The 21,158-nt window shown below is 42.5% G+C and carries 17 protein-coding genes; 11 read left to right on the top strand and 6 right to left on the bottom strand.

Going from position 1 to position 21,158, the window contains the following annotated elements; all coding sequences use genetic code 11:
• The first annotated feature begins 52 nt into the window (after positions 1–52).
• The 6 genes from H6G08_RS26455 (at position 53) to ftsH3 (ending at position 8,336) form a co-directional block, all read left to right on the top strand.
• Positions 53–2,173, top strand: a complete 2,121-nt coding sequence (locus tag H6G08_RS26455; protein ID WP_190548477.1) for a GAF domain-containing sensor histidine kinase — start codon at positions 53–55, stop codon at positions 2,171–2,173.
• Positions 2,174–2,330: 157 nt separating this feature from the next.
• On the top strand, positions 2,331–3,008 hold the full coding sequence (locus tag H6G08_RS26450) for an N-acetylmannosamine-6-phosphate 2-epimerase (RefSeq protein ID WP_190548475.1): 678 nt from the start codon (positions 2,331–2,333) through the stop codon (positions 3,006–3,008).
• Positions 3,005–4,225, top strand: a complete 1,221-nt coding sequence (locus H6G08_RS26445; RefSeq protein ID WP_190548473.1) for an acetate kinase — start codon at positions 3,005–3,007, stop codon at positions 4,223–4,225. The genes H6G08_RS26450 and H6G08_RS26445 overlap by 4 nt, the downstream gene beginning before the upstream one ends.
• 437 nt (positions 4,226–4,662) lie before the next feature.
• Positions 4,663–5,448 carry a hypothetical protein gene (locus tag H6G08_RS26440; RefSeq protein WP_190548471.1) on the top strand — a complete coding sequence of 262 codons (786 nt, stop codon included), beginning with the start codon at positions 4,663–4,665 and terminating at the stop codon, positions 5,446–5,448.
• Between the two features lie 147 nt (positions 5,449–5,595).
• Positions 5,596–6,417, top strand: a complete 822-nt coding sequence (locus H6G08_RS26435) for an aminotransferase class IV (protein ID WP_190548502.1) — start codon at positions 5,596–5,598, stop codon at positions 6,415–6,417.
• Positions 6,418–6,497: 80 nt separating this feature from the next.
• The gene (gene ftsH3, locus H6G08_RS26430; protein WP_190548468.1) at positions 6,498–8,336 is read left to right on the top strand and encodes an ATP-dependent zinc metalloprotease FtsH3; all 1,839 of its coding nucleotides are present in this window, start codon (positions 6,498–6,500) and stop codon (positions 8,334–8,336) included.
• A gap of 469 nt (positions 8,337–8,805) precedes the next feature.
• Here the strand turns inward: ftsH3 and H6G08_RS26425 are convergent, their stop codons facing one another.
• Both H6G08_RS26425 and H6G08_RS26420 read right to left on the bottom strand, forming a co-directional pair.
• On the bottom strand, positions 8,806–9,132 hold the full coding sequence (locus H6G08_RS26425; RefSeq protein ID WP_190548459.1) for a hypothetical protein: 327 nt from the start codon (positions 9,130–9,132) through the stop codon (positions 8,806–8,808).
• Positions 9,133–9,661: 529 nt separating this feature from the next.
• Positions 9,662–9,850, bottom strand: coding sequence for a hypothetical protein (locus tag H6G08_RS26420; protein ID WP_190548457.1), 189 nt, complete (start codon positions 9,848–9,850; stop codon positions 9,662–9,664).
• A 623-nt stretch (positions 9,851–10,473) separates the two neighbouring features.
• Here H6G08_RS26420 and H6G08_RS26415 point away from each other — a divergent pair.
• From H6G08_RS26415 to H6G08_RS26405, 3 genes are all read left to right on the top strand, one after another.
• Positions 10,474–10,653, top strand: coding sequence for a hypothetical protein (locus H6G08_RS26415; protein ID WP_190548455.1), 180 nt, complete (start codon positions 10,474–10,476; stop codon positions 10,651–10,653).
• Between the two features lie 233 nt (positions 10,654–10,886).
• Positions 10,887–12,863, top strand: coding sequence for an AMP-dependent synthetase/ligase (locus H6G08_RS26410; protein WP_190548453.1), 1,977 nt, complete (start codon positions 10,887–10,889; stop codon positions 12,861–12,863).
• A gap of 44 nt (positions 12,864–12,907) precedes the next feature.
• Positions 12,908–13,360, top strand: a complete 453-nt coding sequence (locus H6G08_RS26405) for a YlqD family protein (RefSeq protein WP_096644864.1) — start codon at positions 12,908–12,910, stop codon at positions 13,358–13,360.
• Between the two features lie 262 nt (positions 13,361–13,622).
• On the opposite strand, the gene H6G08_RS26400 is transcribed toward H6G08_RS26405, so the two are convergent.
• The gene (locus tag H6G08_RS26400) at positions 13,623–14,141 is read right to left on the bottom strand and encodes a hypothetical protein (RefSeq protein ID WP_313942813.1); all 519 of its coding nucleotides are present in this window, start codon (positions 14,139–14,141) and stop codon (positions 13,623–13,625) included.
• Positions 14,142–14,639: 498 nt separating this feature from the next.
• On the opposite strand from H6G08_RS26400, the gene H6G08_RS26395 reads away from it, so the two are divergent.
• Positions 14,640–15,944 carry a dihydrolipoamide acetyltransferase family protein gene (locus H6G08_RS26395; RefSeq protein WP_190548449.1) on the top strand — a complete coding sequence of 435 codons (1,305 nt, stop codon included), beginning with the start codon at positions 14,640–14,642 and terminating at the stop codon, positions 15,942–15,944.
• A 584-nt stretch (positions 15,945–16,528) separates the two neighbouring features.
• On the opposite strand, the gene H6G08_RS26390 is transcribed toward H6G08_RS26395, so the two are convergent.
• Together H6G08_RS26390 and H6G08_RS26385 are read right to left on the bottom strand one after the other, a co-directional pair.
• Positions 16,529–17,044: a GNAT family N-acetyltransferase gene (locus tag H6G08_RS26390; protein ID WP_190548447.1), complete on the bottom strand. Its 516-nt coding sequence runs from the start codon at positions 17,042–17,044 to the stop codon at positions 16,529–16,531.
• Positions 17,045–17,047: 3 nt separating this feature from the next.
• Positions 17,048–17,323 (bottom strand): type II toxin -antitoxin system TacA 1-like antitoxin, encoded by a 276-nt coding sequence (locus tag H6G08_RS26385; RefSeq protein WP_190548499.1) that lies wholly within the window; start codon positions 17,321–17,323, stop codon positions 17,048–17,050.
• A 232-nt stretch (positions 17,324–17,555) separates the two neighbouring features.
• Here H6G08_RS26385 and H6G08_RS38820 point away from each other — a divergent pair, with 232 nt between their 5' ends.
• The gene (locus H6G08_RS38820) at positions 17,556–17,837 is read left to right on the top strand and encodes a hypothetical protein (RefSeq protein ID WP_190548446.1); all 282 of its coding nucleotides are present in this window, start codon (positions 17,556–17,558) and stop codon (positions 17,835–17,837) included.
• A 467-nt stretch (positions 17,838–18,304) separates the two neighbouring features.
• Here the strand turns inward: H6G08_RS38820 and H6G08_RS26375 are convergent, their stop codons facing one another.
• Positions 18,305–21,085: an nSTAND1 domain-containing NTPase gene (locus tag H6G08_RS26375; protein WP_190548444.1), complete on the bottom strand. Its 2,781-nt coding sequence runs from the start codon at positions 21,083–21,085 to the stop codon at positions 18,305–18,307.
• Positions 21,086–21,158 lie beyond the last annotated feature (73 nt).

Here is a 21,158-nt window from a genome sequence, read left to right as displayed (position 1 = left end):
ATACAAGAAAACCTTTTAGCCCAGCAGCCAGCTCCTCACTAAACCTTTCAACATGCCTAGTTCTTCTGATTTGAGCTTCTCCCAAACCTTACCCTCAGAGACATTTAACCAGCTTGGGGAATTACTACAGCAGATGGCTCAAGCAGTGGAAAGTGGGGCTTTGTTGGTAACAGAAGCTGTGTTGGCTAGGGTGCGCGTACCTGCTGATTGGCAGGAACAACGGTTTACATTACTGGTTTCGGAGCAGTTTAGCGCGCTGTTGGTGGGGTATTACGTTCAGACAGACAAAGCAAATAACTCCTCAACATCAGTTTCGACAATGGGGGAAAATCCTACAGAGGATTTACCAAATTCGGAAAAATCTCAGCAGATGGCTTCTACATGGAACTTTAGAAGCAGCTACAGTCAACAGGATGCAGCAGAACTAACTACTAGCTTGACATTTAATTCCCAGGCGATCGCAACTTTTTTGGCTAAATTGCGAGAGTTATTTGCAGCAGATTCCCATACTTACCAAAATCTGACACGCTACAGTCAAATTCCGCCTATTAATAATAGTACGCTTCAAAGTCAATTTAGCCTGTTGCTATTAGAATCTCTCATGCCGCAAATTAATCAGGTGGTAGAGGTAGCAACGACTCTTGATTATTCCAGCCTGTTAATTTGTCAGCCTGTAGAAGATGCCCTAAAAAAACAGATTTCGCAAGAACGGCTGTTAAATCAGGTGACAAACCAAATCCGCCGCAGTTTGGATTTATCAGTCATCATGGCAACAGCTGTTACCCAAGTGCGGGAATTTCTCGAATTAGACAGATTAGTAATTTATAAATTTGATGATTCTCGAAATACTGTACAACATCCATTTGATCGTGCGGCGTTGAATGAGGCGAACCAGGATACAAGGTTTGTGACTCAACGTGCAGATCCCCTTTATTCAGTGAATGGGCAATACCCACTCCCTAACTCAGTCAATCCCCAACCCCCAGAAACAGATTATCCACAGCATGGGGGTTGTATTGTTTATGAAGTTAGAGCTACAGATACAATTCCCTCTGTGTTGAATTACAGAGAAGAAATGTGCTTTTTACGTAATTCTCGTTGTTGGGAAAAGTATCGTCAAGGCTTTACTTTGGCGGTGGATGATGTCGAAAAAACTTACGCTTTAGAAGAGTGTTTGTTACATTTCTTACGGGAAGTCAAGGTAAGAGCCAAATTAGCTGCCCCAATTATGTTTGAAGAGAAACTTTGGGGATTGCTGATTGCCCATCAATGTTATAGTCCCAGAGAATGGACAGATAGTGAAACAAAATTATTAACTTCCATTGCTGAACAATTAGCGATCGCAATTCATCAATCAGAATTAATGCGATCGCTCACTCAAGAAAAACATACTTTAGAACAGCGCGTAGTTGAGCGTACAGTTGCGCTAAGAGATGCTTTACTCGCCGCCGAAGCCGCTAGTCGTCTCAGGAATGAATTTCTCGCCACCATTAGCCATGAATTACTCACGCCTTTAACTTATGTGATTGGCATGTCCTCAACACTGTTACGCTGGCCAATAGGCGAATTAAGCCAACGTCAACGGGATTACTTGCAAACCATCCATGACAGTGGCGAACATTTATTAGAAATGATCAATGACATCCTCGATTTATCACAAATTGAGGCAGGGAAAACAGTTTTAAATATTACAGAATTTTCCTTAAAAGATATTGCAGAAAATACCCTCAAAGGATTGGAAGATAAAGCGACAACTGAACAGCTACATCTTACCTTAGATTTACAAATTGACCCCAGACGCGATCGCTTTACCGCCGACGCGACAAGAATCGAGCAAATTATCTGCAATTTACTGACTAATGCTATTAAATTTACACCCAAAGGTGGCAACGTCACTCTGCGACTTTGGGTAGAAGAAGATACCGCTATTTTTCAAGTAGAAGATACAGGAATTGGCATTCCTGAAGAACAATTGCCCCTACTATTTGAAAAATTCCAGCAACTCGATACACCCTATCGTCGCCGCTACGAAGGCACAGGATTAGGTTTAGCTTTAACCAAACAACTTGTAGAACTACATCGCGGGCGAATTGAAGTAGAATCCACCGTAGGCATCGGTTCAATTTTTACCGTCTGGATACCTGCACAGCCGATTCAGGTATTGAAGTCTTGAGGAGGCAGGGGGCAGGGGGAATAACAATTAATACCAAACTGCAATCTAAAACGTAACATTGAAACCAGCATAAGGGCGGGGAAACCCCACCCCTACGGAAATCTTAATTACGTATCACAATACGGATTGGTATAGAATGCCCCATGCCCAATGCCCCATGCCCCATGCCCCAAAAGGACTAATCGTTTCCTGTCAAGCCCCTGTTGATTCTCCATTGCATCAACCGCTAGTTATTGCTGCAATGGCACAAGCTGCGATAAATAATGGCGCTGTTGGTGTACGTATAGATACACCAAATCACATTAGCGCTGTGCGTGCATCTGTGCAAGCACCGATTATTGGGCTATGGAAGCAAGTTATCGCTGGCTATGATGTATATATTACGCCACAGTTTCACCATGCTGTTGCTGTGGCAGAAGCTGGTGCTGATATTATTGCCATTGATGCCACAATCAGAAGCCGCCCTGGTGACGAACAACTAGCAACGATAATTTACCAAATTCATCAGGAATTAAATAAGCCAGTTATGGCAGATGTCGATACAATTGAGGCGGCAAAAGCAGCAGTAGATGCTGGAGCAGATATTGTGGGAACTACTCTTTTTGGTTACACAGCCACAACCAAACATTTGACGCCTCCTGGTTGGGAACTCCTCAGCCAGATGGTAGAACAGCTAAATATTCCTGTAATTTGTGAAGGTGGTATCGCCTCACCCCAAATGGCTCGTCAAGCCTTAGATTTAGGGGCTGATGCTGTTGTCGTTGGCACTGCTATTACTGGGATTGATATGCAAGTCAGAGCCTATCAATCAGCGCTGAATTGGGAAAAATTATGAAAATACTTGTATTAAATGCCGGATCTAGTAGTCAAAAAAGTTGTCTATATGACATTACTGCTGAGACTTTACCCCAAGAAGCACCTCAACCACTTTGGGAAGGTAAAGTTAACTGGATGCAAGATAAAGGAGTCGCAGAAATTGAAGTAAAAACTGCTACAGGCGAAATGCTGCAAGAATCAATCTATGCAGATTCTCGACAGGCCCATGTTGCCTATATGCTTTATACTCTAACTCGCGGTGCGACTAAGGTAATCGAGCAACTGTCAGAAATCGATGTTGTTGGTCATCGTGTAGTGCATGGTGGTCAAAATTACCGTAATAGTACGGTAATTAATGAGGATGTTAAAAATGCGATCGCGCAATTAGCTACCCTAGCCCCAGCCCACAATCCCGCCGCCGTGGAAGGCATAGAAGCCATCGAACAAAGTTTAGGCGAAGTAAAACAAGTGGCAGTATTTGATACTGGATTTCATGCCACAATCCCTGATGCCGCAGCTATCTATCCCGGCCCCTATGAGTGGGTAGAACAAGGTATTCGTCGCTATGGTTTTCATGGTATTAGCCATCAATACTGCGCTCAACGGGCGGCTGATATCCTGGGTAAAGATTTAGCATCCTTGCGATTAATCAATTGTCATTTAGGAAACGGCTGTTCTTTAGCCGCCATTAAAGACGGTCGCAGTATTGATACTACAATGGGCTTCACACCCTTAGATGGGTTGATGATGGGTAGTCGTTCCGGTTCCGTCGATCCAGGGATACTCATTCACCTACTACGACAATCTAATTGTTCGGCTGAAAGTCTCGATTATGTTTTAAATAAAGCTTCTGGTTTACGTGGTATCTCTGGGGTGTCTAGCGATTTACGGGAAGTTATGGGCGCGATCGCTCAAGGTAACTACCGCGCCCAACTCGCTTGGGATATTTACGTACATCGCTTGTGTTCTGGCATTGGTTCCATGTTACCCGGTTTAGGGGGATTAGATGTGTTAGTCTTTACCGCCGGTGTCGGTGAAAAGTCTCCCGGAATTCGCCAAGCTGTCTGTGACGCTTTGGGATTTTTAGGTGTAAAAATCGATCCAGAGAAAAATCAAAAAGAACCCGTAGACATTGATATTGCTACCCCAGAATCAAAAGTACGAGTCTTGGTTATCCATACTCAAGAAGATTGGGCGATCGCGCAACAATGTTGGCAAATTTTAAATAATTCTTAATTTAAGACTGGGCATGGGGCATTGGGCATGGGGCATTGGACATGGGAAAGACATATGGGTTTTTCGCCCCTGCTCCCTGCTCCCATTGGTGTCAACTTAACATGAAATCCCCATTCCATCTAGCTCCCATGCTCTGCGTGGGAGCGTAGATTTATGAGGCTATGCCTCAATTTATCAGAAGACGAGGAGGCAGCCCACGAATCCGCATTTCCAAAAGGAGGCTGGAAACGAGATAGAGAAAGGTTTTTAGCTTAAGTTGACACAGGTGCCCTGCTCCCTACCCCTCTGCTGACACAGCGATAGTATATTTTTTTAGTTGTAAGTCCCTAAGGCTGCCTTCTGTTATCAGCAAATCCTCCCTTGGCTGTGAATTTTTGCTGTGCTGTAATTATCAATACACAACAATAATTTGCAGCAACAAAGGTCAGTCAAGCATCATGTTAGCATCATACCGTCATACCATTACTAAATCTTTAACAGTTTGTTTGTGTATGTTAGGAGTTGGCTTAATGCAATATCCTCAACTACAAAAACTATTAAATAGCCAACAAACTGCTTCTGTAGAAACTATAGAAGCAGAACTAAAATCAGAAAAAACTCAACTTAATTTACTCAAGCAAACTCCCAATTTTGGCTATGGTAACTTAATTGCCAACTGGGTATATATCAACTTTTTAGAATACTTTGGTGACGATGAAGCACGTGAGAAAACTGGCTATAGTTTTAGCCCAGAATATTTTGAGGTAATTCTTGCACAAGACCCTAAATTTTTAGCTGCTTATTTAGGTTTATCTACAAGTACTTCTATGTATGCAGGATTGCCGGAACGCTCTATAGAATTGATGGACAAAGGTTTAAAATCTTTAGCTCCTAAAGTGCCTGCAAAGTCTTATTATGTATGGCGTTATAAAGGCATAGATGAATTATTATTTTTAGGCAATTCGCAAAACTCAGCAAAATCTTTTAATAAAAGCGCTGATTGGGCTAGCCAATTAACCGATGAAGAAAGTAAATTTATCGCTAATATTTCTCGCAGAACCGCTAAATTCCTCAGACGTAATCCTGATAGTAAAATCGCGAGGATAAATACATGGATTATGGTTTTAAATAACGATGTAGACGAAAAAACTCGTAAAAGAGCAATTAAAGAAATTGAAGCTTTAGGCGGTAAGGTAATTGCAACTCCCGAAGGTAACAAAATTATTATGCCGAAAAAAGATTAAAATAGGGAATTGGGCATGGGTCATTGGGCATTGGGCAAGAGTCAAAAGTCAATGGTCAATGGTCAAAGAGAATTCTTAATTTTGAATTTTGAATTTTGAATTGTTTGTCTCCCTTGTCCTCCTTGTCCATTAATCTAGGTAAGTGTGATTTATTGGTACAACGGTAAATTAATCGAGTCCCAATCCCTAGAATTAAATATTAACGATCCGGGATTGCTGTATGGGGCAACAATTTTTACAACAATGCGGGTTTATGAGAATTCCCTCGATAGCAACTTAACTCACTGGCGGTTACATTGCGATCGCTTGTTGTTCTCAATTAAAACTTTTAATTGGCAAGAACCAGATTGGCACAGGGTACGTCAAGGTGCGGAAATGTTACTTAAACATTTTCCAATTCTCAGAATTACCCTGTTCCCTGATGGGAGGGAGTGGATTATAGGGAGATTGTTACCAGCAGATTTAACAGCAAAGCAAATCGATGGGGTAGTATGTGCCGTTGCTAGTATAGAACTAGCTCGTAGTCTTCCTGCTCATAAAACAGGTAACTACTTGAGTGCCTGGTTAGCCAAGACTAACAGCCAGCAATTAGCCGCCCAAGAAGCGATTTTAGTGGATGGGGCGGGAAATTGGCTAGAAACCAGCACAGGTAACCTGTGGGGATGGCGAGACGGTTGTTGGTGGACACCGCCTTTAGCAGTGGGAATTTTACCAGGAATTATGAGAGCGCAGCTAATTAAATGGCTGCAATACCAGCAGCAAGCAGTGAGAGAGGAACCTTGGACAATGGATTTAGTGAAAGGATTTAAAGCGATCGCTTATAGCAACAGCGTCGTGGAAACCGTCCCGATCCATACCGTTCACCAGCCTCAAGGATCGTTAGAATATGATCCACACCATCAAAGTTTGGAAATTCTCCGGAGTTTTTTTAGCATGACAACGTCACCATTTTGGTATACGTTAAGATAAGTTAACATAATTCTTAAAAATGCCCTCTCTGTTAGAGACGTTACGCGATCGCACCAAAAATATTAGGAGGATTTACCTCAGTGAATAAAAGATGGAGAAATGCAGGGCTGTATGCGCTGCTGTTTATAGTTGTAATTGCCTTAGGTACAGCATTCTTTGACAAGCAACCACAAAGCAGAGAGCCATTACGCTACAGCCAATTTATTCAAGAAGTTGAAAAAGGCACAATAGATAAAGTCAGTTTAAGTGCAGACCGTTCTACCGCGTTGGTCACATCCAGAGACGGTAACAAAAAAGTCGTCACACTAGTTAATGACCCTGACTTAATTAATACTCTTACTGCAAAAGGCGTTGATATTTCCGTATTGCCCCAAACCGACGAAGGATTTTGGTTTAAGGCACTCAGTAGCTTATTTTTCCCAGTATTGCTTTTAGTTGGCTTATTCTTCCTGCTCCGTCGTGCCCAAAGCGGCCCCGGTAGCCAAGCAATGAACTTTGGTAAATCCAGAGCCAGAGTGCAAATGGAACCCCAAACCCAAGTCACATTTGGAGATGTTGCGGGAATTGACCAAGCCAAACTGGAATTAAATGAAGTTGTAGACTTTCTCAAAAACGCCGATCGCTTTACCGCAGTTGGTGCCAAAATTCCTAAAGGTGTATTGCTAGTAGGCCCTCCTGGTACAGGTAAAACCCTCCTAGCTCGTGCCGTAGCTGGTGAAGCTGGTGTACCATTCTTCTCCATCTCCGGCTCTGAATTTGTGGAAATGTTCGTCGGTGTTGGTGCTTCCCGCGTCCGCGACTTGTTCGAGCAAGCTAAATCTAACGCTCCCTGTATCGTCTTCATCGATGAAATTGACGCAGTTGGTCGTCAACGGGGTGCAGGTTTAGGCGGTGGTAACGACGAACGGGAACAAACCCTCAACCAGCTACTCACCGAAATGGATGGTTTTGAAGGTAACACTGGTATCATCATCATTGCTGCTACCAACCGTCCCGACGTACTAGACGCAGCTTTATTGCGTCCCGGTCGCTTTGACCGTCAAGTAGTCGTAGACCGTCCCGACTACGCTGGACGTAGCGAAATCCTCAAAGTTCACGCTCGCGGTAAGACCTTAGCCAAAGACGTAGACTTAGATAGAATTGCTCGCCGTACCCCTGGTTTTACCGGTGCAGATTTATCCAACCTGTTAAACGAAGCCGCAATCCTAGCTGCACGGCGCAATTTAACCGAAATCTCGATGGATGAAATCAACGACGCCATCGACCGCGTATTAGCTGGCCCAGAGAAGAAAGACCGAGTAATGAGCGAAAAGCGCAAAACCTTGGTAGCATATCACGAAGCCGGTCACGCCTTAGTTGGTGCATTAATGCCCGACTATGACCCAGTACAAAAGATTAGCATTATTCCTCGCGGTCGTGCTGGTGGTTTAACTTGGTTCACCCCAAGCGAAGACCGGATGGATACTGGCTTATACAGCCGCGCTTATCTAGAAAATCAGATGGCGGTAGCTTTAGGCGGTCGGATTGCTGAAGAATTAATCTTTGGTGAAGAAGAAGTAACCACCGGTGCTTCCAACGACTTACAACAAGTAGCCAGAGTTGCGCGTCAAATGGTGACACGCTTCGGGATGAGCGACAAACTCGGCCCCGTAGCCCTTGGTCGTCAACAAGGTAACATGTTCCTTGGTCGCGATATCATGTCAGAGCGCGATTTCTCCGAAGAAACTGCCGCCGCAATTGACGAAGAAGTTCGCAAACTGGTAGATGTAGCTTACACTCGCGCCAAAGAAGTGTTAGTTAATAACCGTCACATCCTTGATGAAATCGCGCAAATGCTGGTTGATAAAGAAACAGTAGATGCCGATGAATTGCAAGAAATTCTCGCAAATAACGATGTGAAAACTGCTGCTTTTGCATAAGCAGTATTGGCAAAAACTTAAGATTTTCTAAAATTTAAAATAGGGGTAACTCTGGCATTTTCAGAATTACCCCTATTTTTTACAATTTACCCTGACTCTCAAAAACTCTTTTCTCTCTGTGCCACGCCAGTCGGCTACAACGGGGGGAACCCCCGCAACGCGCTGGCTCCTCTGTGCCTCTGCGGTTCAAAAATAATTACTAATAACTGCAATCTAAAACGTAACATTGAAACCTATACAAGGGCGGGGAAACCCCGCCCCTACGAAAATCTTAATACATAATTCTTCCTTGGCGTCCTTGGCGTCCTTGGCGGTTCATTTATGATTAATTTCAATTTTCATAACATTATAAATGTAGGGTGTGTTGTCGCGTAGCGCAACGCACCAATATAAGATAAAAATGGAAGGTGCGTTAGCCTTCGGCATAACACACCCTACACAACTAGCAAAACGCCAACTTGCTAAATTCTTATTTAGATAAAACTTTAATCGATAAAACTCGATAACCAGCACCTTGAAGCACACATTGTCCATCAGCATCTAAAGGACAAGCAGCTTCATTCAATGCTGGACGATTTCCCGCGTGATAAATTGCCGTTATTTCAACTAATTGCTGATGCAAAGATTGTAATTGCTCGCGAGAAACTTTTTCTGTAGGACGCAAAACTAAGCGATTTTTAGATTGTGAATTTGTCACCAGAAAAAATTCTTCTCCTAGATAAGCTTGCACCGACATTACAGGAGGAATTTCTTCATAAATTAACTTTCCGCGAAAAGTTTCTATTTTTGATGTCATTAAATTTTCAGTTGATGTTGGCAAATTGGAGCTTACAGGAGATTTAGTAACACAGCTATTAGCAGTTTCAATTCCCAGCAAAAAACTACTAAATATAGCCGCCAGCAACAAAATTTTGGGTGAATTTTTCAAATATAGAATCAACATAACCAGTTAATTTAGCATCAGTGACGTTTTTAGCTATCTATAAAGTATTCCCAATAATCAAGCTAAATCAACTAGGTGAGAAAACCCAGATATATAGGTAAATTGTAGTACTTCCGCAGTGTCAGATATTTTTCATGCTTTTTGTCAATGGTCAATAGTCCATAGTCCAAAAACCTGAATTTTGACCATTGACTTTTGACTTTTGACCACCCTTGTGAGGGTTTTGTGTTCGGTGCGTCAGTCCTAAATTGGTGAATTACAGATAATTTTAAGGGCATAGCACTGCTATGCCCCTAACAAATAATTCGTAATTTTAGAGATGAAGCGATCGCTTATTTTATCTTTCTAGCAATCTGTGCGATCGCTCTGAATGCGGATATTTTTACAGGCGCAATTCGCTTAATTCAGAAAAACTGGTAACCTCAGTGTTAGACTCGGTTGCGGTGACGGGAACTGGGGCTGGTATACTTTTTTTGGTATTGACTGCCAAAATCATCGATAGCAGCTTGGGAAATGCAAGGCAGGCAACAGCGTTGATGAGTGTTAATAACATACAATCTATGAAACTCATAGATTACCTCCCCTCATAAATGAACAATTCGTGAGTCTATTTCTTATTATCAATCATATTCTGTATTTTTGACTACCTAGTAAATTTTGATTTTCTTCTCATTGATATAAGCTATACAAATACATTTAATATTGACTTTTATAAAAGTACGAAAAATCTTTATTTTAGAGCTATTTCCTCCGTTGGAAATTTATCCTTTTCTGACATAACCCACCAGGAGAAACTGACAGCAATGAAGTTGTATGTTGTGAAATGGTTACAACATTGTTTGGAATTTTTGTCTAGATTAATTAATATTGAAATTTTTAATGACAATCATCTAAAAAACCGAATATCCATGTTTACTTCTAGATGAAGGCAAATCTCAATTATTTCTGAATAAATAAACCATTGCTAAGATTTTTAAGACTGATTTAAGTTAGATGACATTTTTCATCTTGGCTCAAAGTGGTATGAATGCACCTGCGGATGATGAACAATATCCAAAACCTTACGTCAATATATCTGGGCAGTATAAATACTGCTAAATACCTAATTAATTGGGAGTACAGCGATCGCAAAAATGAGGACGGAATTTACAGAATGGGCTGCCTGTTATGGTGTGAGCAGTACAATACGGAAAGGTGGTTATTGCTACTGTAGTTGTTTGTGGACTGGAAGCATGGGTTGAAGGTTCAGTCGGTTTACCTTTAGATGAAAGCACAATTGAGAGCATCTTGGGAAACCCCAAACAAGCAACAGTATTGATGAGTGTCAGTAATGCAGCGTGTTTTAAAACCACAGGTAATCACCCCCTTGTATAATAGGTGGTCGCTATTGTTAGCTGTCATCACAATGTCTGCAATTGCATTAAATACAATCACATCCATTGCTTTAAAACTATATAAATTAATTTTATCATAAATTTTTGTTAATGGAAGCGAGCGGTTTCCGAAAATGCTATCTCAGCAAGCATTGTGTATATTAAAGAGATTTATTGTTGAAGAATAGTAAAATTCTCACAAAAACAGTTCATTTTGTAATTAGGTGATGTGTTATGAGTCAAAGCAAATCTGCGGCAATTTATTTAGCGAATATTACCGAGCGAGAACGCTTATTATTAAAGCGTTTGGTCGATTATACAAATTTAAATGCAATTTCGGAAATTTGGCCTATTGCAGCTAAGGCTTTTGGCAATACGGTGGCGTTAAAAGATCCGCACAGCAAACCAGCAGTGGTAATTAATTACACCCAATTGGCAGAGAAGATTCAACAATTTGCGGCTGGGTTACAGGCTTTAGGAGTGAAAGCAGGCGATCGCATTTCTTTAATTGCTGATAATAGTCCCCGATGGTTTATTGCCGATCAAGGAATCATGACGGCTGGGGGAGTGAATGCGGTACGCAGTTCCCAAGCAGAAAAGGAAGAATTGCTGTTTATTGTCGCCAATAGTGGCAGTACTGCGGTAGTAGTTGAAGATTTAAAGACGCTGAACCGACTGCAAGATAGACTCAACGATTTACCAATTCAACTAGTAATTTTACTTACCGACGAAACCCTAGAAACCCAAGAAAATTTTAAAATACTCAATTTCTCACAGCTTGTAGAACTGGGTAGCAACCATACTCTAGAACCAGTTGAGCAAAATTACGATACTCTGGCAACACTGATTTATACTTCTGGTACTACAGGCAAACCCAAAGGTGTGATGCTCACTCATGGGAACTTATTACACCAAATCAATACTTTTGGCACGGTATTACAACCAGATGTGGGTGACATAGCCTTAAGTATCCTCCCAACTTGGCACAGCTATGAAAGAACAGCTGAATATTACTTACTTTCTCAAGGCTGTACACAGGTGTACACTAACCTGCGTTCAGTGAAAAAAGATTTAAAAGACTTTAAACCTCAGTATATGGTGGCTGTACCTCGCCTGTGGGAATCAATTTATGAAGGTGTACAAAAGCAGTTTCGCGAACAGCCAGCGAAAAAACAACGTTTAATTAACTTTTTATTGAGCAACAGCGATCGCTATATTAAAGCCAAGCGGATTGCTGACGGGTTAAGTTTAGAGCATCTTCAAGCTTCCGCAATTGAGCGATTATCAGCCAGAATTCAAGCCTTGAGTTTGTCCCCGCTCCATGCCTTAGGCGAAAAACTAGTGTATGCTAAAGTCCGAGAAGCAACCGGAGGACAAATTAAATATGTAATTAGCGGTGGTGGCGCACTTCCCAAGCATATAGATAATTTCTTTGAAATCATTGATATCCGGATTTTGCAAGGCTACGGCTTAACAGAAACCTCCCCTGTGACTAATGTGCGTCGTCCTTGGCATAATGTACGCGGTTCATCAGGCCCCACACTCCCCGCTACAGAAGTGAAAATTGTCGATCCAGAGACTCGCAAACCTCTGCCAATTGGGGAGCGAGGCTTGGTACTGTTGAGGGGGCCGCAAATTATGCAAGGCTATTACCAAAATCCCGAAGCGACAGCAAAAGCCATCGATGCTGAAGGTTGGTTTGATAGCGGCGATTTGGGGTGGTTAACGCCAGCAAATGATTTGGTGCTGACAGGCAGGGCAAAAGATACAATTGTTTTAACTAACGGGGAAAATATCGAGCCACAGCCCATAGAAGATGCTTGTTTGCGATCGCCCTATATCGATCAAATTATGCTTGTCGGTCAAGACCAACGCAGCTTGGGTGCGTTAATTGTACCGAATATGGAAGCCTTAGAAAAATGGGCGGAAAGCCAAAACCTCGACTTAAGCAGCAAAAGTGATAATATTACTGCCTCACCCAGTCAAAAAATAGACCTTGAGAGTAAAATAATCCAGGAATTATATCGTAAGGAATTGAGCCGAGAAGTGCAAAATCGTCCAGGCTATCGAGCCGATGACCGTATTGGCCCCTTTAAACTCATTCCTGAGCCGTTTTCCATTGAAAATGGCTTAATGACTCAAACACTAAAAATCCGGCGTCATGTTGTCGCAGAACGCTATCGCGATCTTATTAACGCCCTGTTTGCCTAATAATTCCACTGAAACAATAAATTATAGAGTGAACGTGAAACTGTATGGATGTCTCCAAACCTCAACAAATGCTTTTGAAACGTGTCGTTAATGTCAAAGTTATTGTGACTCCTCTATGGAAAGAGGAAGTACAACAGCAATTACAAGCGCAAATCAATCAAACCGATCAGCAATTGCAACAACTAGACATTGAAGGACAAAGAGCAATCACCGCTATTCAAAAGCAAAGTTTGCAACCCCCAGGGCCGCAAACTCTCCAACAGATTGACAATATCCAACTCCAAGTCAATCAAAAGAAAAGCGAACTTCTAGAGCAAAAAAATCAATTCCTGCAAAACCTCCAGCAAGTACAGTACTTGGAGTTAGATCAGGAAGTTAACCAATTTCAAATGGAAGGTTTTTTCCGCATCGAACCAGGCGATAACCTGATCAGCAAAACCCAAGTCGAAATTGTGCTTCGAGATGGGATTGTTGAAGAAATTCGTGGCGATATCTAAAAATAGTCATTTGTCAATAGTCATTGGTCATTTGTTGTGTATGCTTTCCTCGCTCTTAATCATCACAACAAACTAATGACTTATTTACCAGCATCTACTGACATTTTTTAGCATTCATGCGTTAAAGTCCATGCCACTGCCAATAATTAAGAAAAATGCATGTGGCGTGGATTTTTCTCAATAGTCAACAGTCAACCGTCAACAGTCAACAGTCAACCGTCAACAGTCCCTTGTATTTGCCGATCGCATAAGATTGCTATCGTTAAAAAGAATCCCCAGCTTTGTACTCCCCTGTTGTGGGTTGACAGCTGAGGATTAAATTTTGTTGGGGGCGCTTTGCTGGGTTACACTGCACTTTCGAGCCAGCCCAGACGATTTCCCACACAGGTGGCGAACTCACTAAAAGCGATCGCCCAAAAGTATTCATTTCCACGCGATATTTAACTTCACTAACTGGATTATTGCTGGGTTGAACTTGGGTAATGGTGACTAAAGCTTGATTTCGTTGGGGATAAGCTACCTCGACTTTCCGCGTACCAACTTCTTTGACAGTTTCTTCAAAAATATTTAATGCTAATGTAGTCGGATTGCTACCTTGAAGATTGGAGTTGAGACTGGCAAGGGGTATGGCTTTATATTGGGTACGCTCTGGATAAATAACAGGATCTTGGGAGATTTGAGTTGCAGCTATTTCCTGGGTTTTTCCTTCGTTAGTTTCTAGGGTATGCGCTACAGGCTGGTGTTGAGCAAAATAAGCTCCAGCGCCCGCAGTAGCGAACATACTTATTATCACAATCAAGAACAATTTCCATTTTAGTGACATAAAAATTAAACAAGAATTCAATTTCAAACAAGTAAATTATCAACCTTAAATTTTAGATGGAAGGTGAATCGCTGAACTTCTACCTTCTGGATAAGCAGCCTTGATTTTCACTTGAGTAATTATGGGAAAAGTAAACTGAGAAAATAAACTCATTTGATTGATAAAATACTTGCTGTGGCTGTTGGTTGTAAATACTCAGCGATCGCAATTTAATTGCTATCTATATTAGACATTGATTTGGGGTTTTGGTTCCAGATGGTCAAGGGGCAAAGACAGAGACGCGATGAATCGCGTCTGTACAAGAGTGATTTGTCAGCTGCTTCCTTGTCCTCCTTGTCCTCCTTGTCCCCCTTGTCCTCTCCCTATCCCCTAGCCCAAAACTCTCACACCAAGATACAATTCGATCTGGTAAAAGCTGTTAAAGTCCATAAATTCATTGATTCACCAAACCACCCTATGAGCATTTACGAAGTATTTATGCCGGCGCTGAGTTCCACCATGACCGAAGGCAAGATTGTATCTTGGGTGAAGTCGCCAGGCGATAAAGTGGAAAAAGGCGAAACAGTGGTGGTTGTCGAGTCAGATAAGGCAGATATGGATGTGGAATCCTTTTATGAAGGATATCTGGCTCATATCTTAGTGCAAGCTGGTGAATCTGCGGCTGTGGGAAATGCGATCGCTTATATTGTGGAAACAGAAGCAGAAATCGAAGCCGCCAAAGCTGCTGGAAATTCTGGTAGTGCAGCTGCTGCGCCTGCTGCTGCTCCCCAACCTGTAGCCGCAACTGTTACAGCTGCTGCAATTCCCACATCTCAAAATGGCTCTAACCATAAAGAAGGGCGGTTAGTGGTTTCACCCCGCGCCCGTAAATTGGCGAAAGAGCTAAAAGTCGATTTGAATACCCTCAAAGGTAGCGGCCCCTACGGTCGGATTATTGCTGAAGATGTGGAAACTGCTGCAAATAAAGGTAAACCCGCCGCTAGCGCCCCCGTAGCACCAAAACCATCTGTAGCCCCAACCGCCCCAGTAGCACCACCAACTCCAACAGCACCACCCGCACCAGTTCCCGCAGTCGCCAGTGCAATTCCTGGTCAGGTAGTACCTTTAACTACCTTCCAAAATGCAGTTGTTCGGAACATGGTAGCTACCTTATCTGTACCTGTATTCCGTGTAGGTTATACAATTACCACCGATGGATTAGATAAGCTGTATAAGCAAATTAAATCCAAAGGTGTGACCATGACAGCGCTATTGGCAAAAGCTGTAGCTGTCACGCTGCAAAAACATCCATTAATTAATGCTAGCTATTCCGACCAAGGAATTGTTTATCATTCTGACATCAACATTTCTGTTGCTGTAGCAATGGATGATGGCGGATTGATTACACCCGTGTTAAAGAATGCAGATTTAGTAGATATTTATTCCCTATCGCGCACTTGGAAGTCCTTAGTAGATCGTGCTAGGGCAAAACAACTACAACCAGATGAATATAACAGTGGCACTTTTACCGTGTCCAACTTAGGAATGTTTGGTGTAGATACATTTGACGCGATATTACCTCCTGGACAAGGTGCAATTTTAGCAGTCGGCGCATCTCGTCCGCAAATTGTCGCCACTCCTGATGGATTATTTGGCGTGCGTCAACAAATGCAGGTAAATATTACCGCCGATCACCGAATTATTTACGGCGCTCATGCGGCTGCATTCTTGCAAGATTTAGCTAAGTTAATTGAAACCAATGCCCAATCTTTGACTCTGTAACCAAGATTTCTTAAGAAAACAATGTTATTTCTAGACTTGGAGTTAAATTAACTTCAAGTCTTTTTATTTTATTAGGGACTTCCAAATAAAAAAACATTCCAATCATCAATTTACCAAGTAACTCGTAGGGGCGGGGTGACCCCTATTGGTGTCAACTTAACGTGAAAGGCTTTGTTGCTCAAGATATTTGATCCCCCTAAATCCCCCTTAAAAAGGGGGACTTTGATTCTTTTCCCCCCTTTTTCAAGGGGGGTTAGGGGGGATCGAAAGTTTATGGTGCAAAGAGAGAGAACCCCAAAGACTTACGCTGTATGGATCTAAGCTTACAGCTATTTTCAGGTAAATAGACCACGCTGTAGGGGCACGGCATCAGTAAAATTATTGTATGTACCAAAAGATTGTCGGTGCCGTGCCCCTACGATAGATGTGGTTCAAATAGGTGAAAACTGCTGTAAGTTGACACCAATGGGTCACCCCGCCCCCTACAATTTGGGATAATTTATTTCTTGGAGTTCCCTTAGAGAAAAGGATTGCAGAAAAATATCATTTAAGATTAATATCCAGTCCGTCAGAGTATCTTTGCCTTACTCTTCAAACATAGAAGCAATGGTTGCCATTGGTAGGTAAAGTCGTTGCTGTTGGTCGGGGAAAGGAAGAAACTGATGGTGTTGGTAAAAAGCACTCGCCTTCTCATCAATCGCATCAACCACCACTGCATAAGAGGCAACCTCACTTCTCAGACTACGCCAGAAGGCATCGAATAGCAAGAAATTTCCCAATCCTTGACCTTGGTAGCGTTCATCAATGGCCAGCCTTCCTAGCAACGTAGCTGGGATAACAGGATATCTAGGCAGTTTCTTAACCTGTTGAGGCGGTAAATCCTGTAAATTGATGGCGGTGGCGCAGAGAGTGTAGTAGCCAGCAATAAGTTGATTATCCAAATCTTGTAAGATAAAAGTAGCCGCAACGCGACGACGCAGATCTTGCCCAGCTTGTTGAAGTAGATAGCGGTCAAGGGATTCTATACCACAGCTAAATTCTGAGCGATTGTGTTGTGCATTCAAAGGTTCAATCGCATAGCCAAAGGTCGGAGCAGCCACTAGCTACAACCCCATACTCCGTTTGTATTCTTGAGCAGCGATCCGCATCTTAGAGCTAGGTTCTGGGGGATTCAGCAGGGATTCAACAAAAGCCAGACTATCTTTGAGGCTGAGTTTAATCTCTTGAATATCCTCTTGTTTTTCGGTGTCGTTTGTGACTGACTCTACAGGCTGGTAGACTACAACTAGGTCAAGTTCAAGATTCGCCAGTTCTATAGGGACTTCCAACCTCAATATCCCATCGGCATCGACACGGGAGCGTAATTTGATACTTTGCATAATTTATTTTTTTAGTTATTATAAACAAATTTTTTGCTAAGTCTTTGAAGGTTTTTATGTAAGCTTTTGCATCCCGCACTAATTAAGCGTTAATCTATTATAGAACAAGAAAAGCCCTCTTGATACCAAAATACTTGACTATATCAAGACATATGCCTAGATTTGCACAAATATTACCAAGTAGCAGTCAAATCTTTGATTTTGCGATCGCTCTTCATCACTACTTTCTCTTGTGCAACAAACTTACTTTTTCAGATTAGATGCAGAGTTGAGAATAGCCACTATTGAGTTAAGGAAAGCCACTATTGAGTTAAGGAAAGCCACTATTGAGTTAAGGAAAGCCGCTATTGAGTTGAGAATAGCCACTATTGAGTTGAGGAAAGCCGCTATTGAGTTAAGGAAAGCCGCTATTGAGTTAAGGAAAGCCGCTATTGAGTTAAGGAAAGCCGCTATTGAGTTAAGGAAAGCCGCTATTGAGTTAAGGAAAGCCGCTTCAAGGTTCGTTTTTGTGTAGTGCGATCGCTTAGGGACTTGCAAATAAAAAAATATTCCAATCATCAATTTACCAAGCCCGTAACTCGTAGGGGCGGGGTCACCCATATGTGTCAACTTAACGTCAAACCCGCTTGGTGAAAAGGTTTTTGCCCTCACCCCCAGCCCCTCTCCCAGCAGGAGAGGGGAGCTAGAGATCCAATTCCCCTTCTCCTTGGGGAGAAGGGGTTAGGGGATGAGGGCGAGAGGATTTTGCACAACATCTGTCCTATATAGCTTTTAGCTTAAGTTGACACCAATGGGGGTCACCCCGCCCCTACAATTTGGGATAATTTATTTCTTGGAGTTCCCTTAATTATCGCTTAATTATAAAAAGTCATTGCGAATGTAGCGCAGCGGAATGTAGGCGAAGCCTTCCCGAAGGGTAGCAATCGCAATGGCTGGGATTGCTACCCTTCGCTCGCAATGACTGTAAATATTTTTGCTCATCTACTTAGCTGGTTCTGGTGGTAAACCAAGTTTGGCACGAAAATCCTTGTCGTATTTTGCCTTACCCCAATTGTTAGCAGATTTAACTCGCTCAGGAGTCAGGTATGTGGCACTGCTGAGGTTTGCATCGCTGAGGTCGGCACCGCTGAGGTCGGCACCACTGAGGTTGGCACTGCTGAGGTTGGCACCGCTGAGGTCGGCACCGCTGAGGTTTGCATAGCTGAGGTCGGCACCGCTAAGGTCGGCACCGCTGAGGTTTGCATAGCTGAGGTCGGCACCGCTGAGATTGGCACCGCCGAGGTCGGCATAGCTAAGGTTGGCATAGCTGAGGTTGGCACGGCTGAGGTCGGCACCCCTGAGATTGGCACGGCTGAGATTGGCAAGGCTGAGGTTGGCACCCCTGAGGTCGGCATCGCTGAGGTTGGCACGGCTGAGGTCGGCATCGCTGAGGTTGGCACCCCTGAGGTTGGCATCGATGAAATCTTTTTTAAATAGACTCTCACCAGCTTGTACCAGCTTTTCCAGTGCTTGAATTCTTACTCGACTATACTCCTTTCCCTTAACAGCATCGACTTGCTGCCAAAGTTGGCTTATCCTAATTTGTTTTTCAATTACAATACCTAGAACTACTGACGCGACCAGCGGAATAATTAAGAAAAACCCAACGGATTTAAAGCGATTATTCTGTCTTTGTCTGACACTTGCTTGAATAAACTCAATAGCTAGGTCAGATAATCTTAAGTTCTCAGTTTGTTGCTTGTGAAAATCTTCTGCCTCTCTCAACCGTTTTCCCTGAAGCAGGTAATCTTTCGCCTTTCCCCTATCTCGCCATTCAATAGCTGCCGCTTCAATTTTCCGCTTTTGTCGCAGTATATCCCGACTTTCTTCAATCCATTTGCGTAATAGCAACCAATGGCGAATCAGTGCTTCATGAGCCACATCCACCACAGCAATTTGATTAGATAAGGTACTGGTGACAACTAGCTTCTCATCAGCTAACCGTTGAATTATTCTATTAATCAAAGTTTCTGAATACTGTGAACTAACTAAATCTTGTTGCACAACCTGTCTACGTGTATCTTCTGTTCCTTCTCCCAACTGCGTCAATTCTAAAAAAATTCGCTTCGTTGCCTGCTGTTCCTCTGGTGATAATGATTCATAAACTTCTGTTGCGCGTGTTTGCAGCGTTCCCCTAACTCCACCCAACCGAGTATAAGCATTAAGGGTTAACCGTTGCTCAGTTTTTTGCTTCCACAGTTCTGTCAGCGTGTACTGCAACAATGGTAAACTTCCCGGTGAACCTTCTACATCAGCAATCATCTCCGAAACTAATTCCGGTTCTATTTCTAAACTCACCTGTTCAGCAGGTTTAATAATTGCTGTTTCTAATTCCCCCCGACTCATCGGTGTTACTGTTACTAAATGCTCTTGAATTTTCTTAGAAAGTCCGCCATAATCCTGTTCTAGACACTTACCAAAAAAATCTGCTCGCATTGTAATTACTAAGCAGAGTTTATTGTCATTACGCTGCAAAACTCCAAGCAAACATTCAAAAAACTTTTGTCTTTCAGTAACTTCCTGACACAGGGTAAAAGCTTCCTCAAACTGGTCTACCACTAACACCAAGCGCTGATTTTGGCTAGCAGTAATTAACTTTTCTAAACCAACTGCTCCTTTAGTAATTAATTCTTCAGCTTTATCTAATTGTGATGCTCGCTCAACATCAGATAACCCCGATTCTACAAATGCTAATGCTAAACTTTGCAAAGGATTAGCGCCTGGTCGAAAAATTTTAAATTGCCAAGTATCGCTACCCGATAACCTACGTCCTAATTTTAATTGATAAAGTAAACCTGCTCTCACCACACTAGATTTACCACTTCCTGATGCTCCCAATACAGCCAGGAAATTACCAGAACGCACTTTATCTAATAATTCATCTGTTAACGCAGTTCTGCCATAAAAAAACTTAGCATCTTCCTCAGTGCAGTCAAAATAAGATAATCCTTTGTAAGGACAGATAGCTGATTCTTGTACGGCGGAGTTGCTAGGCGATGTATTCCACTGACGGGTAAGATTAATTGCTTCACCAGAGTTAGCAAAAATGGGACGCTGGGGGAAGGGGTGATGTGTTTGATTGAGAAAGTCTACTAAAGTGTAATTACTTACCCAACGGTCTTGTTTTGGTTCCAAACCTTTGATTAATGCGGCGGTAAGAACGCTGTTTTGGCTATTAATGTCTTCATAGGCTAGTTCAAAATCACGAGAAGCGGCAATAAAACACCTATCTCTACCTTTACCTCTATCCCCTGGATCGGCTTCTGCAAAATTTAGCACTTCGCCGCTATAGCAGCAATCTAAAATCACAATTTGTTGTCTGACTTCACTTTCTTGCAACAGTCGCCGCAACCATTGTAGAGATAATCCCCAATTCCCTGCTTCTGGGTTGACTTCACTCGTCGCTAAAAAGCCTTCCTGAATTCCGACATTTTTGCGCAAACCATGACCAGAAAAATACAGTAACGCTGTATCTGGCGGCTTTCCATCTGGTTTAAATAATTGGACTATGGCTTTTTCTAACTGCGTTAAACTAACTTTAGTTTGCTTACCAATGCGAATTGTCTCGTTTTCTTTGTCTTTGACAGCAGGTAGGCGCGTTACTTGAAATTCCCCGTACTTTTCCAAAATTTGGGCTATAGCTTCCGCATCCGCAGCAGGCGCGTTGAGACTTCTTAAGCGGTCATATGTATTAATTCCCACTACTAAAGCGTCTCGACTCATCCTGGTAAGCCTTATGATAGTTGTGTCGCATTATTTCTAGTTTATACAGAAAATTTACCGTATTTTCCGTAAA

It is taken from the genome of Calothrix anomala FACHB-343, assembly GCF_014696435.1.
In the GTDB taxonomy this organism is placed as follows: domain Bacteria; phylum Cyanobacteriota; class Cyanobacteriia; order Cyanobacteriales; family Nostocaceae; genus Aulosira; species Aulosira anomala_A.
This window is presented reverse-complemented; position numbering and strand designations above follow the sequence as displayed.

Bases quoted from the DNA above. Each gene is read 5' to 3' on its own strand.
- H6G08_RS26410 (WP_190548453.1), top strand. From the start codon at position 10,887: ATGAGTCAAAGCAAATCTGCGGCAATTTATTTAGCGAATATTACCGAG.
- H6G08_RS26400 (WP_313942813.1), bottom strand. From the start codon at position 14,141: ATGTTCGCTACTGCGGGCGCTGGAGCTTATTTTGCTCAACACCAGCCT.
- H6G08_RS26405 (WP_096644864.1), top strand. From the start codon at position 12,908: ATGGATGTCTCCAAACCTCAACAAATGCTTTTGAAACGTGTCGTTAAT.
- H6G08_RS26450 (WP_190548475.1), top strand. From the start codon at position 2,331: ATGCCCCATGCCCCAAAAGGACTAATCGTTTCCTGTCAAGCCCCTGTT.
- H6G08_RS26425 (WP_190548459.1), bottom strand. From the start codon at position 9,132: ATGACATCAAAAATAGAAACTTTTCGCGGAAAGTTAATTTATGAAGAA.
- H6G08_RS26455 (WP_190548477.1), top strand. From the start codon at position 53: ATGCCTAGTTCTTCTGATTTGAGCTTCTCCCAAACCTTACCCTCAGAG.
- H6G08_RS26385 (WP_190548499.1), bottom strand. From the start codon at position 17,323: ATGCAAAGTATCAAATTACGCTCCCGTGTCGATGCCGATGGGATATTG.
- H6G08_RS26445 (WP_190548473.1), top strand. From the start codon at position 3,005: ATGAAAATACTTGTATTAAATGCCGGATCTAGTAGTCAAAAAAGTTGT.
- H6G08_RS26440 (WP_190548471.1), top strand. From the start codon at position 4,663: ATGTTAGCATCATACCGTCATACCATTACTAAATCTTTAACAGTTTGT.
- H6G08_RS26375 (WP_190548444.1), bottom strand. From the start codon at position 21,085: ATGAGTCGAGACGCTTTAGTAGTGGGAATTAATACATATGACCGCTTA.
- H6G08_RS26420 (WP_190548457.1), bottom strand. From the start codon at position 9,850: ATGAGTTTCATAGATTGTATGTTATTAACACTCATCAACGCTGTTGCC.
- H6G08_RS26395 (WP_190548449.1), top strand. From the start codon at position 14,640: ATGAGCATTTACGAAGTATTTATGCCGGCGCTGAGTTCCACCATGACC.